Here is a 13,909-nt window from a genome sequence, read left to right as displayed (position 1 = left end):
TTGCTCCAGGGTAACCAGAACGAGATTCATAGGGACGGTTTACTCCGAGTAACGTGAATTTCCGGGGGAGTGATCAGCAAGCGGTAGTGATAGTTCACAACGACGGTCGGTTCGAGCCTCCCCGGATCTGCCGACGGGCCGGTGGGCTGCGCAGCGCACCTATCGGCAGTGCGCTCGCCTGCTACCGGCGGGTGCGCGGCGTGGATGGATCACCCGTAGGCGATTCTCTCCAGCAGGTCCAGCGCTTCGTGTACCTTGCTCAACTCGTCGGTCGGCAAGTTCTCCGACAGAACTCGCGCGAGAGCGTTGTGGAGTGACTCCTGTTGCCCGCAGACCCAGGCCAGGCCGTCGTCGGTGAGCATCAGGTTCACGCGGCGTCCGTCGATGGGGTCGCGGACGCCGGCGATCAGCCCTTGATCTCGTAACCCGTCGACGACATTGCGCATCGTCTGCGGGCGCAACATCTCCAGGCGAGCCAGATCGACAGCGGCCATGGCTCCGCATCGGTGCAAGCGTCCCAGCACCGCCCATTGCGTCGCGGACAATCGGCACTCGTTCGGATCCCTCCGGATGCGGCGCAAAATCACGGTCAATGCAATGCGCAGGCGCGTCGCCGTGGCGGCCAGCGCTGCGGCGTCCGCGGCATCAACTGCCGACATGCAACTCCTGATTCACTTGACGGGAAGCGATTTGTGGGTGGCGTTCGGTATCGACACTGCCTGTCGGGTGCTTGGCCACCGGAGGTCGATGCGCCGGCCCAGGCGGCCCTCATTGCGCTGCTTGGTGACCGTGCCGGTGGGCGGGCTGTTCGGCCTGTGGCGCCGACGTGGCCCTTCGGCGCCCGATAGCGAGGGGTGGTGTCCGACGCGCAGTCGCTGGTGCGCCATGCCCGCAGCCGCTCAGCCGGCCGGCCGCTGTTCGATCTTGTTGCGCGGGCTGTGCGGCGGTGACGGCTTCGAACTGGAAAGCGCGCCGTTGTGCTCACCCTGGACCATGCCGCCACCGCCGCGTGCCGCTCGAGTCAGCCGATAGGCAGACAGAAGGTGTTCTCGGCCGAGCCAAGGGGGATGGGAATGCACAATTCCACCGAGCCCGCGACGGGGGCGGCCGCGGACGCATCCGCTGCGGCCGTGCCGACACCGAGGGCGGTGGCCGATAGTGCGAATGCGGCCACGGCGAGCGGGCGGATAATCCTCGAGTTCATACAGACATCCTCAGTCGTGTTCATGGGGAATTCCCGGGTTCGGGACGGAACGATCAGATCACGAACTCGAAGGTCCTTGCATGGCGTTTTCCAGAGTTTGGATTTCTAGATCAACTCGATACGGAGTCGTCGTAGATCATCACAGTAACCAGTGGCATCAACACTAACTGTGACCCGAATGCACACGATAGTTCTGCTCATTGCCTGTGGCATTTCGTCGCCCGGCATCGGATACGCCGACGTCGACCATGAGTGCCTGCCGTGCTGCACCCGTGCCCTGCGCTGTCGGTAACCTCTGAGCAGTGGCGTGTCCGCCGTTTCAGGAAAACTCATTTCTGAAGCAAATTTCCCGGTGGGCGCTGTGAAGCCGAGTAAGACGCTGCCCCCCGGAATAGTGCCGGTCACAAACATTCGTTCGTCCTGTTTTTCGCTTCGCCATTGCCAGTACGTTGAGATCGGAAACCCCCCATGCCGGAGAGGCTGCCGGACGCTGATATCTCGGAACCGTCGTCGTTCCGCGGCTGCTTTCGATGCCTGGAGAATATGTTCGACCGACCGGACCGGCCTGTTGGCCTGGTGAAGGAGAAATATGTCCACCGACGCCGATGCGACCCGTGTTTCGGCCGCTCCACCGGGGAGCCTCTGGTCCGATCGGCTTTCGTCGATCTCCCGCCATGATCTGCCCGCCTCGATCGTGGTGTTCCTTGTCGCCCTGCCGCTGTCGCTGGGCATTGCCATCGCCTCGGACGCCCCGATTGCCGCCGGCCTGATCGCGGCCGCTGTGGGCGGCATCGTGGTCGGCTTCCTCGGTGGGAGCCCGCTACAGGTCAGCGGGCCTGCGGCCGGCCTCACCGTGGTGGTCGCCGAGATCATCCACCAGTTCGGCTGGAAGACAACCTGTTTCATTACGGCAGCGGCCGGCCTCTTGCAGATCGTGTTCGGTTTGAGCCGGATCGCGCGCGCCGCGCTGGCGATAGCGCCGGTCGTCGTGCATGCCATGCTCGCCGGTATCGGTGTCACCATCGCGCTGCAGCAGGTGCACGTGCTGCTGGGCGGGGCGTCGCGCAGCTCGGCCTCCGAGAACATCACCGAACTCCCCGGCCAGCTGCTGAACGCGCACGGTGACGATTTCGTCATCGGCGTGATCGTCATCGGCATCATCGTCGCCTGGCGCCGGGTACCCGAGAAGGTTCGCCTGATCCCGGGCCCGTTGGTCGCGGTGCTGGTGGGTACGGCGCTGTCGCTGGCGCTACCTGGTGATCCGGACCGTATCAAGATCGACAGCTCCCTGTTCGACGCCATCGGCCTGCCCGCCCTGCCCAGCGGCAACTGGGGCGGAGTAGCGCTGGCGGTGCTTACGATCGCCTTGATCGCCAGTGTGGAGAGTCTGCTGTCGGCGGTGGCCGTGGACAAGCTGCACACCGGCAAGCGCACCGACTTCGACCGCGAGCTGATGGCTCAGGGCACGGCCAACATGGCCTCCGGCATGCTCGGTGGACTTCCGGTCACGGGCGTGATCGTCCGCAGCTCCACCAACGTGGCCGCCGGTGCGCGCACCCAGTCCTCGGCGATTCTGCACGGCGTATGGATTTTGGTGTTCTCCCTCGCCCTCGTCGGCGTCGTGCAGCAGGTCCCGAAGTCCGCACTGGCCGGGTTGCTCATCGTGGTGGGCGTCCAGCTGGTGAAGCTGGCCCACATCCAGCTCGCCCATCGCACCGGCGACCTGGCGGTATACGCGGTGACCATGGTCAGCGTGGTGTTCCTGAACCTGCTCGAGGGCGTGCTGCTCGGCTTGGCTATGGCGTTCGTGATGCTGCTGTGGCGAGTGGTGAAGGTATCGATGCAGGTCACACCGGTGCCAGGCACCGACCGCTGGATCGTCCGCGTCGAGGGCACGTGCACGTTCCTGGCATTGCCGAAGCTGACCAAGAAACTGGCCATGGTGCCGACCGGCGCCGACGTCCTGGTCGAGCTGACCGTCGACTTCCTCGACCACGCCGGCTACGAGGCCATCCACGACTGGACTCGCCAGCACGAAAGTACAGGTGGCGCTGTGGAATTCGTCGAGATCGGGACCGCGCGCATGGAACATGCCATGACCGGACCACCCCGGCGCGGCCGGGCACGCGGCATGCTCGACGAGGTACTCGGCCCGTGGCGCGAGCGCAGTGGCGACGCGGTCGCAGCGGGCGTGGTCGCCTACCATCGCAGTCACGCCCACGTGATCCGGCCGCACCTGGATCAGCTGCGAGACCGGCAAGATCCGCACTCGCTGTTTCTCACCTGCGCCGACTCGCGCATCGTCCCCAATGTGATCACCAATAGCGGTCCTGGTGACCTCTTCACCGTCCGCAACGTCGGCAACCTCCACCCCGCCGACGGATCGGACGCCTCGATCGAGGCGGCCCTGTCCTTCGCGGTGGACCACCTGAAGGTGCGCGACGTGGTGGTGTGCGGCCATTCCTCCTGCGGCGCCATGCAGGCCCTGCTGACCGGCGCCTCCACCGGACCGGGACTGGACAACTGGCTAGCCCATGCCCGCCCGAGCCTGGATGCCTACCGTGCGGGGCACCCGGTGCGGGCGTCCGCGGCGGCCGCGGGTTATGACGAGACCGCCCAGCTGAGCATGGTCAACGTCGCCGTTCAGCTCGAGATTCTGCAACGCCACCCGGTGGTCCGTCAGGCCGCCGCTGCCCGCGGCCTGACGGTATCGGGCCTGTTCTTCGATATCTCCACCGCCTGCATGCTCGAGATCACCACCGACGGCGTCAACGAATTCACTGACCGGGTCGCCGAACCGGTCATGGTGACCGGTCGGGGGCGAGTTCGCCGGTCCGCCCGATGAACTCGTGCCCCATAGTGATGGCAACACCATCGCGACTACACCTCGACCGCCGAATCGCGGTGCACGCCGCTGCAAAGAGTGAATCCAACCGCTACGGCGGTGCTCCGGCCAACGCGCCCGGTCGGATCTGCTTCGGTAATCGCATCGCTTCCGCGGTTTCCTGGCGGTGCCCTTCGGAGTCCGGGCTGAACTGCTATGCGTGACCATCTCCCCACTGCCCCCGCCGGTGTGACACACCCGAGCGCGTGGCACCGCCCGTCGCCGTCTGTCGGCCGAAAACATCGGCGAAGGTGGGTCGAGAAGCGGATCAACGTCTCCGGAGTTGGATGATGGCCTGGTCAGCGGTGGGAAGGAGGTCGCGACAGTCGCCTGGCTCGCCACCGTGCTGTTGCCCGTCCGATCTCGGTTGCTGGAGGCTCGCCGTAGAGCCATTCACGGGCCAGTCGATGCCAATTGTTGGTCGCGACGAGCTGACCGAGGGCGGCGAAGGTGAACAACTCCGCACGCTTGGAGAACACGTGCTCAGCCGGAAGCAGCTGATGCCGCATACCACGGAATTCGTCCGCTCTCGGATCGACGGCGAGCACCACTGCCGCGGTGGCGAGTTCGGGGGTGATCGTGATCTCCTCGTCGAGCAACTGCCAACCCGAGGCTGCCCACACGTACTCCAGGCATTCCTGGGGTGTGACGTCCGCGTCCGGGTCGATGATGCCGCGGCCGACCCACGCCTGGTACAGATCCTCGGCCCGGTGTTCCCCGGCTGCGAGCAGGGACGCGCGCTCGAACTCGACGTCCGCGGGGTTCATCCGGGAATAGAGCCCGAAATCCACGAAGGCGAGGCGACCGCCCCCGTCCAGAAGGATATTGCCGGGATGTGGGTCGCCGCAGAACTCGTAGTCGGAGAACAGCGAACCGATGTAGAAGCGGTAGATCAGCTCACCGATCCGGGCTCGGTCGGCGCCAGGCAGCGCCCGAATCTCTTGGAAGGGCCTTCCTTCGACGAACTCTGTCACAAGAACGTGGTGCGTGCAGTGTTCTCCGACGCTGTCGGGCACGGTGATGAACGGATGTTCGTGGAAGCGCGAGGCGACTTCGTGCTGCGTCCGCGCTTCGCGCAGGTAGTCGAGCTCACCGCCGACGTTGCGTGCGATCTCGTCCAGCACGGCGGCGTCGGCCGCGCTCGGCAGCACGGATCTGCACAGCTTGGCGAACAACCGCAAGTTACGCATGTCGGCCCGGACGGCCTCGTCCACACCGGGGTATTTCACCTTCACCGCGACCATGCGCCCGTCACGCAATCTCGCCCGATACACCTGGCCGATCGAGGCTGCGGCCACCGGCGTCTCCTCGAAATCGGCGAACACTCGCGCCACCGGTCCGAGATCGGCCTCGATGACCTTCCGCATCGCACTGAACGGAACCTCCGGTGCGCGATCTCGAAGTTCGGCCAGCTTCACCCGAAACAGTTCACGGTGGGACTCGGGAACGAGGTCGACATCGAGAACCGACAGCATCTGGCCCAGCTTCATCGCCGCGCCCTTCATGCCGCCGAGTACTGTGACCATTTGCTGCGCGGCTTGCAGAGCGGACCGCTCGGCGAGTATCTGCCGAGCTTGGTCCGGCCGGCCGATCATAGCCAACCGCGTCCCGACTCCACGCGCAGCTTGCCCGGCGACGAGTCGGCCCAGCCGAGTGCCCCGCACCAGTCGACCTCTGGGCAGCTGACCGCCCGCCATCAGCACCTCCGTGGGCCGGCCCATGACCTGCATCGCGTACCGCTGGTGTCGGCTGTTCCCCAACGTCGGCCGTCGATTCAACGGTCTAACAACTTACAACAAGCGGCAGTGATAAACGACAGCCGAAGTTAAAGTGAGCAAAGCTCATTTTCAGCGCGAAGACAGGGAAGTGTGATGCCGCGCAAGGCCGCCCGACAGCGACGTCGTCCGACTCAGCGGCGCGCGAAGGAAACGAGGGAGCGGATACTCGATACCGCAGCGCAGTTGTTCGGCGAGTGTGGAATCGCTGCAACCTCGACGAACCGGATCGCGGCGGAGGCCGGGTTGAGCATCGGCACGGTCTATCGGTACTTCCCCGATCGGACCGCGATCGTCGATGAGCTGCTCGAGCGCCTTCTCGAAATCGCGGAGCGGCGCTTCACGCACTGGGTGTCCGACTTGTCGCAGCGCCCGATTACCCAACTGCACCCCTCGGTTCCGAAGGTATCCACCGAGATGGTGGATCAGTTAGCCCAGGAGTTGGTCGCCAATGCGCATCTCGTACGCGCGCTGGGCGGCGAAGTCCAATCCCATGGCAGCCGCATTCCCGAGTTCGAACTACGTCTGCGTCCGCTGGTCAAGGTGCTGTTGATCCAGCTCCTCGGTCCGGGAGACGATGACAAGTATGACGTGATGGCATACGTGCTGATCAATATCGGCTTCGCGGCGGTGCTGCGCACAACGGCCCGGGAGGTCGACGACCACAAACGCCGCGAGGCCATCGCGATGACCGCTCAGATGATCGGCGCATGGCTCGAAACCGAAGTACGGGCAGTTCGACTGACGTCGCGACCCTGAGCCCTGCTGCCAGGACTGTGTGCGTGTCCTGCGAGCAGCCCCAGGAGGGCGTGACGATCGGCCAGGAATCGTAGGTGGCCGGGTCGGCCAACTCGTCCGGCCGCACTCGCGGGTTCGGTGTGCAACCAGTTCGAGCGCCCCGTCTGCGCTGGTGGGGTGGCAACAGATCCGTCCAACGGCGTCCATTGCCAACCGCTCGATCTTCGATCTGATGGACGGTCTGGTCGGCACCGAATCGGTCGTTCCGCCCGGCCCGGACTGCGGCGACCGGCGTCCACGGCTGGATCCAGTGGCAGCAGGATTGCCCACTCCTGGCCGACGTTCGGTGCGCGCTCGACTTGTGAGCGTTTATGGCAAAAAGTGAGCAAACGTCTGACGTAATCGCCGCAGAATTTCTACGACTGCCGGGGCGAACGGTGCTGTGCCGCAGGTTACTGCCGTGATTCACCGGCGTCGAGAGGTGGGGCAAAGAAGAGTGGAAGGTGAGTTCGACATCCTCTTATCGTTGGACCGACCGATCATGGACCGCAGGTGGAATGCGTGCGGCGTGGGAGTTCTGCCGCGCGGCGGCCGAACGCACCATCGGCCAGTAGAGCCGCAGCAACTGGGCGGAAGGGAGTCGACGATGACAACCAACGGGGCACTTCGGAATGGATCGACCGTCTCGGGCGAACCCGTGGCGTTACCCGCACGGGGCGTGCAGGGGGTGTCTCGGCAGCTGGCCAGGCACTCCATCGACAATGTGTCGACCGCCGTGCTGCCCGGTGACGATATCGCCCGGGTCTGCCTCGAGCTTTCGGTCAGCATGCTGGACGGGCAGGATATTCCGGCGAAGACCGGTCGGCTGGCCGATGCGGCAACCGAGTGGGCCCGGGAGGGCGTGCCGATCGACACGATCCTGCATGCCATCCATGAAGGATTGAAGCTGGGCATGGATCTCGTCTTCTCGAACGGGGCGGTGAAGGACTACGCCAATCTGGTGGACGGCATGAAACTGGTTGTGGAGACGCTCGACATCATGAGCGCCACTGTCGCCCGCGCTTACGTCCGTGAATCCAAGGCGGCGGTGAGCGACCACCACACCGCCGTCCACACGCTGACCTCCGCGCTGCTGGGGGGATACACCACCGCCGCAATGGTCCGCGCAGACGGAGTGGGCATCGCCGAGGAGTATTCGGTACTGGCGGTAGAAGTTCCGAAACACCCGGACGAGCAGCATCCGATGCTCGACGGCAAGGTCGTCGCCCGCCGCAAACTGCGCCGCCTGCAGGCCGAACTCGCCACCCGCTGCGGCGAGCACGCGCTCGCGCTGCTCAGTGTGGACGGCGGTACGATCCTGATCCCGACTGCGACGCTGAGCGACGAGCGCCTCGACGAACTGCTCGCCCAGCTGTCGGCGGCCGCGCGCGTACCGGTGACGGCGGTCGTTGTCACAGCGTCGGCTGCGTTGGTGCCCGGCGCAGCCGACCGCGCTCACGAACTGCTCGACACGGTGCGTCGGCTGCAATACGCCCCCGGTCTGTACCGTTTCGCCGATATGGCGCTGGAATACCAGCTGAGCCGGCCGGGTCCGGGTCGTGAAACTCTCGGGTCGCTGCTGGACTCCCTCGACGATCATCCCGAGCTGTTCCAAACCTTGCGGAGCTATATCAGCAACAACCTCAATCGCCAACGCACCGCCCGCTCGTTGCAGATCCACACCAACACCGTCGACTATCGGCTCAGGCGCATCAGCCAAGTCACCGGACTCGATCCCACCACCACGTCGGGTGTGTGGCAGCTACGTTCGGCGCTCATCGCCCGCACGTTCACCAAGCGCAGCCATCCCGATATCCATATCGACGCCGTGTGAACCCCAGACGGACATACTCGCCCTCTTCATCGGCCTGCCTCTTGCCGTGAGCAGGTTCGCGCGCGGCGTCAGTCGCTGAATGTGACCGCGACGCAGCCGAGCGGACAGTTTGCCCGCTGGGGTGCCTCATGGCGGCGGTGATACGGAGCTCGACGATGCCGCGATTTCGGCTTCGGCCCCTGCCGCGATCAGACGGGCGGTCATGACGATGACTTCCTGGCGCTCGCCGGTGTCGGCGTCGAGTAGCGCGGCGCGGACCGCGGCCGCGAAACCGACGTTTATCAGAACGAACGCTATCGCGTCCTGGCCGTTTTCATTCCCGGAGCCGAGTACCCGGACTAGCAGGACTTTCAGTAGCGCGCGCAGGCGTGGTTCGAATTCCGGGAGACCACTGTTGTAGTAGGCCAGCCCTCCCGCCAGCGCCCGCACCAGTGGGGCGTTGGCCACCAATTCGTCGGTGATGGACTCGAGGATGGTGATGGCCAGTTCGAGAACGGTACTGCCGGCGGAATCGGACACGCTGTGGATGAGGTGCTGTTCGATATTTTCCAGCAGCCTTTCCAGCAGTTCGTCGACCATGACCGCACGGTCGGCGAAGTGTCGGTAGACGGTATTGACGCTCACCCCGGCCTCGGCGGCGATCCGGTTGGTCGAGGTATTGGCGATCCCATGTTCCCCGAATAGGTGTGCGGCAGTGTCGAGAATGTGCTCTCTGGTGGCTTTCGCACGGTCCTGTATCGGACGACGAGTCGTTTTCTTCGCCGGGGTCACGTACCCGCTCCTGTCTGCCGACGCAGGAGGCCCGGCGTTGTGCGACCTGACGGTGCGCCGATTGCCAAGCGTTCGACCTGCGTCATGCCGAGCCTTGCGGGCGTTCGGATTCGATCCACGCGGCGACCGCACGCGCGGTGACGCTGAGAGCCTGCTGACGTTGCGAGTTGTCGAGTTCGAGCACCGACGCGCGGAGCGCCGCCGCGATCCCGGTGTTGATCAACACGATGCTCATGATGTCGTATTTGTGGTCGTCGCCCGGTCCGAGCAGCTGGATGACCAGCACCTTGGCGAAAAGGCGTAGACGGAGTTCGAGTTCGGGGATACCGGTGTCATAGAACGAGACGCCGCCCGAGAGCGCACGTATCAGCTGGGCGTTGGCCATCAGCTCGTCGGTGATGACCTCCAAGATGGACGCCATCAGCTCTGCGGTGGTTTGCCCGGTGAGGCCGAAGACATGCTGAGTGAAGCGTTCTTCGGCATTTTCCACGAGCCGCTCGATCAGCTTGTCCACCATGACCGTGCGGTCGGTGAAGTACCGGTAGACGGTGCCGACGCTCACTCCGGCCTCGGTGGCGATCCGGCTGGTCGAAGTCTCGGCGATCCCGTGTTCTCCGAACAGGCGTGCGGCACTGTCGAGGATGTGCTCGCGGGTTGCCTTCGCCCGTTCCTGTGCCGGACGACGGGGCCCACTGTTCGGCGGCATGAGATACTCCTGCCTGCTGTCGCCGGGAAGGTCACCGTCGTCAACCCTACGGTCTTGTACCAGCGGCCCGGAACTGCCGCAACGAAGCGACGACTGGGGCGGGCGCTCCGACTCCGCGACGGACAAGTCCAACCGAGGGGCACCTGCATAGGGCCGATAATTGCGTGAGGCGGGTGTGGGCCCACAAGCCTCGGTCTGCCCCGCCACCCGAGCAGGCTGGATTCCGGCAACAGCTTCCCGATTGCCCATCCGTGTCCGGACGCGACTTCACCCACGCGAATCGGCACTCGTTTCCAGATCAGGGCAGGAACGCAAGAGGCCGACTTCCAGGTGCCCTCAGGTGAGGGTAGTGACCTCCAGAGTGCCGTCGTGGAAGGCGGCTCGCAGCTGCTTCTTATCGAACACCCACGACGATCAAATCGCGGCTGTACGGGGCGGGGATGGCGCGGATGAGACCGGTCATGCGATGTCCGGGTGGACTCCGGGGCACAGTAGGGGGTTCGTCCGTCAGGAGCGCAGCACTCGCAACGGGTCGATCCGCATCAATTCGCCGGCGCGGATCATGCGGTCGATCATGCCGTCGGATGGTATTCCGGCCTGGAAGCACGCGCGGGCTCCGGCCAGGTCACCGTGGGCGGCGGCGACCTGCAGCAACTCTCTCGAATGATTGGCGAACAGCCGGGCTGCTGTGCCGCCGTGTTCGGCGGCGTATTCCGCTCGTGCCAGCCACGCGTCGAACGTGGGGTACGGGTAGTGCAGGATCATCGGGGCGGTCACCACGCCGCGGCGTCCGGCGTATCCGGTGAACCCGTACCTGTCCACGGGGGTCACTGCTGGGCCGAGCCGGACGACGCTGCGGTTGGCCGGCGTGTCGAGGAAAGGCGACCGACCGCTGACCCGGAATACGGTGCAATCCCGGATCGGGTCGGCCACCGGAGTCGGCGATGGCACCGCTTCGTGTCCGAGGAAGGTCACCTGCCCCGCGCCGGGAATCTGCCAGCGCCGTCGGCCGTCGTCGTAGAAGCTTCGTCCGGGCCGAGTGGAAGCAACCAGGTCATGCCCGCCGCGCTAGCGGTCGAGACCGCGGCGGCGATGTTGGCGACCTCCTGATCGGTCGGGCCGCCGGGGGAGGATTCGTGGTCGCATACGACCACGGGATGCCCCTCGGCCAACCTGCTCAGCGCGGCTCGCGCAGCGGTGTCGTCGGTGTAAGCGATGGTCAGATCCATTTGGGCGGAATGGAACTGGATCCAGGCGTCCAGGTCGGGACGCCATCGGTCGATGGTGACGCACAGCGCGGTCGGTTCGCCGTTGCCGCTGCCCCGGCCCGACGTGTCGACGCCGCGGAGGACCCGTGTCGTCAGATCGGTGATGTCGTGGTTGGCCAGATAGTGGCAATACTCGGTGTAGGGATCGACCCCGGTCGCGCGCGCCGCCGTCAGGTTCGGGCCGCCGACCGGGCGCGTGTGCCGGACCGTCACCGCGTCGATGATGGCGAGCGCGGACGGATGCGGGGCCAGGCGCGGCCAGTGGAAGTCCAGACCCCACCCGGTCTGGGTGGTGTCGAAGGTCGGTAGGCAGCGCCGGAGGAACTCGCGGCTGAAACACGGCGCCATGATCTCGACGAAGTTCGTGTATCGCAGGTCGAACCGGCGATCGACCAGCGTTATCTCGTGGGTGAAGTAGCTGTCCTCGGTCAGCGCCGGTTGCGCCAGCGACAGTCGATAGCATGCCGTGTACTCGAACAGGGCGTTGATGGCATCGGTGTCGCACGCGAGATCGTCGTCGGGCAGCCAGACATAGTCGTAGCGATCGAGCACGTCGGCCAGGTCGACGGTTAGCGCACGGTGCAGCGCGGGCCATTTCGGACCCTTGTGGTCGATCCGGGTGACATCCTCGGCCCGGTAGCGATCGGGGTCGTCACCGAAGTAGCTGATCACCAGATCCCAGGTGCGCGGCAGCCATCCGCTCAGCCACTGCTCGTGCAGCGACGCGTCACCGGCCCGGAGTACGACCAGGTTCCGCCGCGGTGTCGCGGCCGAGGCGGCGTACTCGGTGCGCGGTCGCAGCAGTGTTCTCGTCACAGTGACCTCCTATGTCATGTACCAGCCCTCGCCCCACAACGTCAGCAGGCGTTCGAAGTACGCCTCGTATTGCGGGGCAACGACATCGGTGGAGAATTTCGAGATCGCGTAGTCGCGAATCGCCCCGTAGTCCAGCTTGTCGACCGAGTCGGCGGCCACGCAGAACTCCCGGAGCGTCCGGCAACGGAAACCCTGCGCACCCTGCTGCACGGTCTCGGTGAACACCCCCCAGTCGGTGGTGATCACGGGAGTGCCACACAGCATCGCCTCGGCGTGCACCCCGCCGAAGGGCTCGAGGTAGAGCGTCGGCACGAAAACCGCACGGGCCCGGCGCATCAGCTCGCCCCGGCGGACATGGTCTACGATGCCGACATACTCGACGCACTCGGCGTCGGGGACGTCGCCCGCGCCCGCCACTACCAGATTCGCCCCGAGCCGCGTGCAGGTGTCGATGGCGACCTGGATACCTTTGGCCTCCACGACCCGGCCGACGTACAGGAAGTAATCGTCCTTCTCCGCGGAGAACGGGAAGTCGCTGACTTCGTAGTAATTCGGGATCACGGCGTCGTAGAACTGGCCGCGTGTGCTCATGACACCGGGGACGGTGGTCCGCGAGCCGTAGACGGCGTGCATCCAGGCGTAGCTTTCGAAGACCCGGTAGTTCGCGAACACGCCGCTGTAGCCGATCCCGTACTCGACGGTCATCAGCTCCGGGAACAGGTCCGCGATGGGCTTCTGGCAGCTGCCGCCGAGGACCCCGATGAAGTCCCGTTCTCGTTTGCGTGCCGCGATTTCGGTGATGGCTCGCTCATTCGAGGTGAGCCAGTGCGGGTCGTAGGGGTTCCACGTGAGATTGATCGGGTCTTTGTACACATCGTTGCCGCCGAACCATTCGGCTTGCTCGGCTTTCGTCACGATGGGAACGAACTCGGTGCACGCGGCGTCGTTTTCCTCACCGCCGTACAGGAACACTTCGTGCCCACGATTCGTCATCATCTCGGCGAAGCGACGGTTCTTCTGGGTGTACGCGCACGGCTGATAGTGTTTGGTGGTCTGGGTATTCGGAAAATTGACGATATGAAAACGCATCGAGTTCACGTTCGTCTCGGGGGCAGAGTGCTGCTCAGCGGTCGATGATGGGCCGGACCGACAGCGGATCGTCGCCCACGGCCTCCTCCAGGTGTTCGGGTCCGTCGAGGTAGGCCGCGCGTTTGCGCTCCTGCTGCTGTTGCCCCTGGCCGCCCATACCGCCGCCCATGCCACCCATCGGATACCCGCCCATTCCCATCGGATAGGCACTGCTCAGGGCGGCAGAGTCGCTGATCCCGGCCCGGGTAGTGGTTCCCTCGGATTGTGGGTTCGGGGATGTGGTGCCCGCCCGGGGGAACAACTTGTCGTCGATGGGGCTGCCCAATCCGGCACCGCCCCCGACCGATCCGCCGGCTCCGCCGACGCCCGCGGGGTCGACGAACCCGAGTGGTCCTGATGTTCCCCACGGTCCGGACGCACCCCACGGTCCCGAAGCGCCGAGCGCGCCGGACGCACCGAACAGTGACCCGGAACTCATGTTCGCCAGCATGTCGGCGAGAGCCGACAGCGGCCCGGTGGCGCCGCTCGTCGAGTTCGTGACGCCGGTGGGTGTCGTGTTGACCGAGGAGGGATCGACTGACCCGCTGGGTGTCGACGAACGCCAGTTGCCGCTGGGAGACGAGCCGCCACTGCCGAGGCCGGAATGTGAACCCTCGCCGTTTCCGTTTCCGCCGTTGTTGTTGCCGTTGCTGTTGCTGTTGTTGCTGTTGTTGTTTCCGCCGGTGCCGCCGCCGTTGTTGTTGTTTCCGCCGGTTCCGCCGGTGCGGGTGATGGGGTCGGTGAAG

The 13,909-nt window shown here is 65.3% G+C and carries 13 protein-coding genes; 4 read left to right on the top strand and 9 right to left on the bottom strand.

Annotated features, from left to right (window positions below; translation table 11 throughout):
• Positions 1-209: 209 nt before the first annotated feature.
• Both ABZ552_RS19330 and ABZ552_RS19325 read right to left on the bottom strand, forming a co-directional pair.
• Positions 210-659 (bottom strand): MarR family transcriptional regulator, encoded by a 450-nt coding sequence (locus tag ABZ552_RS19330; RefSeq protein WP_281918029.1) that lies wholly within the window; start codon positions 657-659, stop codon positions 210-212.
• Between the two features lie 362 nt (positions 660-1,021).
• Positions 1,022-1,204 carry a hypothetical protein gene (locus tag ABZ552_RS19325; RefSeq protein ID WP_281918030.1) on the bottom strand — a complete coding sequence of 61 codons (183 nt, stop codon included), beginning with the start codon at positions 1,202-1,204 and terminating at the stop codon, positions 1,022-1,024.
• Between the two features lie 589 nt (positions 1,205-1,793).
• Here ABZ552_RS19325 and ABZ552_RS19320 point away from each other — a divergent pair.
• Positions 1,794-4,049, top strand: a complete 2,256-nt coding sequence (locus tag ABZ552_RS19320; RefSeq protein WP_281918031.1) for a bifunctional SulP family inorganic anion transporter/carbonic anhydrase — start codon at positions 1,794-1,796, stop codon at positions 4,047-4,049.
• Between the two features lie 338 nt (positions 4,050-4,387).
• Here ABZ552_RS19320 and ABZ552_RS19315 read toward each other — a convergent pair whose 3' ends face one another.
• A complete protein-coding gene (locus ABZ552_RS19315) occupies positions 4,388-5,785 on the bottom strand; it encodes an AarF/ABC1/UbiB kinase family protein (RefSeq protein ID WP_281919556.1) in 1,398 nt (465 codons plus the stop codon).
• 174 nt (positions 5,786-5,959) lie between these two features.
• On the opposite strand from ABZ552_RS19315, the gene ABZ552_RS19310 reads away from it, so the two are divergent.
• Both ABZ552_RS19310 and ABZ552_RS19305 read left to right on the top strand, forming a co-directional pair.
• Complete coding sequence (locus ABZ552_RS19310; protein ID WP_281918032.1) at positions 5,960-6,622, top strand: TetR/AcrR family transcriptional regulator; 663 nt, start codon at positions 5,960-5,962, stop codon at positions 6,620-6,622.
• 742 nt (positions 6,623-7,364) lie between these two features.
• Entirely contained in the window at positions 7,365-8,474 is a 1,110-nt protein-coding gene (locus ABZ552_RS19305) for a helix-turn-helix domain-containing protein (protein ID WP_357438742.1), read from the top strand.
• Positions 8,475-8,600: 126 nt separating this feature from the next.
• On the opposite strand, the gene ABZ552_RS19300 is transcribed toward ABZ552_RS19305, so the two are convergent.
• From ABZ552_RS19300 to ABZ552_RS19275, 6 genes are all read right to left on the bottom strand, one after another.
• On the bottom strand, positions 8,601-9,245 hold the full coding sequence (locus ABZ552_RS19300) for a TetR/AcrR family transcriptional regulator (RefSeq protein ID WP_281918033.1): 645 nt from the start codon (positions 9,243-9,245) through the stop codon (positions 8,601-8,603).
• A gap of 82 nt (positions 9,246-9,327) precedes the next feature.
• Complete coding sequence (locus tag ABZ552_RS19295; RefSeq protein WP_281918034.1) at positions 9,328-9,951, bottom strand: TetR/AcrR family transcriptional regulator; 624 nt, start codon at positions 9,949-9,951, stop codon at positions 9,328-9,330.
• Between the two features lie 507 nt (positions 9,952-10,458).
• Positions 10,459-10,773, bottom strand: a complete 315-nt coding sequence (locus ABZ552_RS19290; RefSeq protein ID WP_281918035.1) for a hypothetical protein — start codon at positions 10,771-10,773, stop codon at positions 10,459-10,461.
• Positions 10,774-10,922: 149 nt separating this feature from the next.
• Positions 10,923-12,035, bottom strand: coding sequence for a hypothetical protein (locus ABZ552_RS19285; protein ID WP_281918036.1), 1,113 nt, complete (start codon positions 12,033-12,035; stop codon positions 10,923-10,925).
• Between the two features lie 9 nt (positions 12,036-12,044).
• The gene (locus ABZ552_RS19280) at positions 12,045-13,124 is read right to left on the bottom strand and encodes a glycosyltransferase (protein WP_281918037.1); all 1,080 of its coding nucleotides are present in this window, start codon (positions 13,122-13,124) and stop codon (positions 12,045-12,047) included.
• Between the two features lie 34 nt (positions 13,125-13,158).
• Positions 13,159-13,602 (bottom strand): hypothetical protein, encoded by a 444-nt coding sequence (locus tag ABZ552_RS19275; RefSeq protein WP_357438737.1) that lies wholly within the window; start codon positions 13,600-13,602, stop codon positions 13,159-13,161.
• Between the two features lie 37 nt (positions 13,603-13,639).
• Between ABZ552_RS19275 and ABZ552_RS19270 the strand changes: the two genes are divergently transcribed.
• On the top strand, positions 13,640-13,909 hold a 270-nt coding region (locus ABZ552_RS19270), incomplete at its 3' end, for a hypothetical protein (RefSeq protein ID WP_357438734.1).

It is taken from the genome of Nocardia sp. NPDC019219, assembly GCF_040632645.1.
Lineage (GTDB): Bacteria > Actinomycetota > Actinomycetes > Mycobacteriales > Mycobacteriaceae > Nocardia > Nocardia sputorum.
The sequence above is the reverse complement of the archived record's forward strand: the minus strand, read 5'-3'. Positions and strand labels throughout refer to the sequence as shown.

Bases quoted from the DNA above. Each gene is read 5' to 3' on its own strand.
- ABZ552_RS19330 (WP_281918029.1), bottom strand. From the start codon at position 659: ATGTCGGCAGTTGATGCCGCGGACGCCGCAGCGCTGGCCGCCACGGCG.
- ABZ552_RS19325 (WP_281918030.1), bottom strand. From the start codon at position 1,204: ATGAACTCGAGGATTATCCGCCCGCTCGCCGTGGCCGCATTCGCACTA.
- ABZ552_RS19320 (WP_281918031.1), top strand. From the start codon at position 1,794: ATGTCCACCGACGCCGATGCGACCCGTGTTTCGGCCGCTCCACCGGGG.
- ABZ552_RS19315 (WP_281919556.1), bottom strand. From the start codon at position 5,785: ATGGCGGGCGGTCAGCTGCCCAGAGGTCGACTGGTGCGGGGCACTCGG.
- ABZ552_RS19310 (WP_281918032.1), top strand. From the start codon at position 5,960: ATGCCGCGCAAGGCCGCCCGACAGCGACGTCGTCCGACTCAGCGGCGC.
- ABZ552_RS19295 (WP_281918034.1), bottom strand. From the start codon at position 9,951: ATGCCGCCGAACAGTGGGCCCCGTCGTCCGGCACAGGAACGGGCGAAG.
- ABZ552_RS19280 (WP_281918037.1), bottom strand. From the start codon at position 13,124: ATGCGTTTTCATATCGTCAATTTTCCGAATACCCAGACCACCAAACAC.
- ABZ552_RS19275 (WP_357438737.1), bottom strand. From the start codon at position 13,602: ATGAGTTCCGGGTCACTGTTCGGTGCGTCCGGCGCGCTCGGCGCTTCG.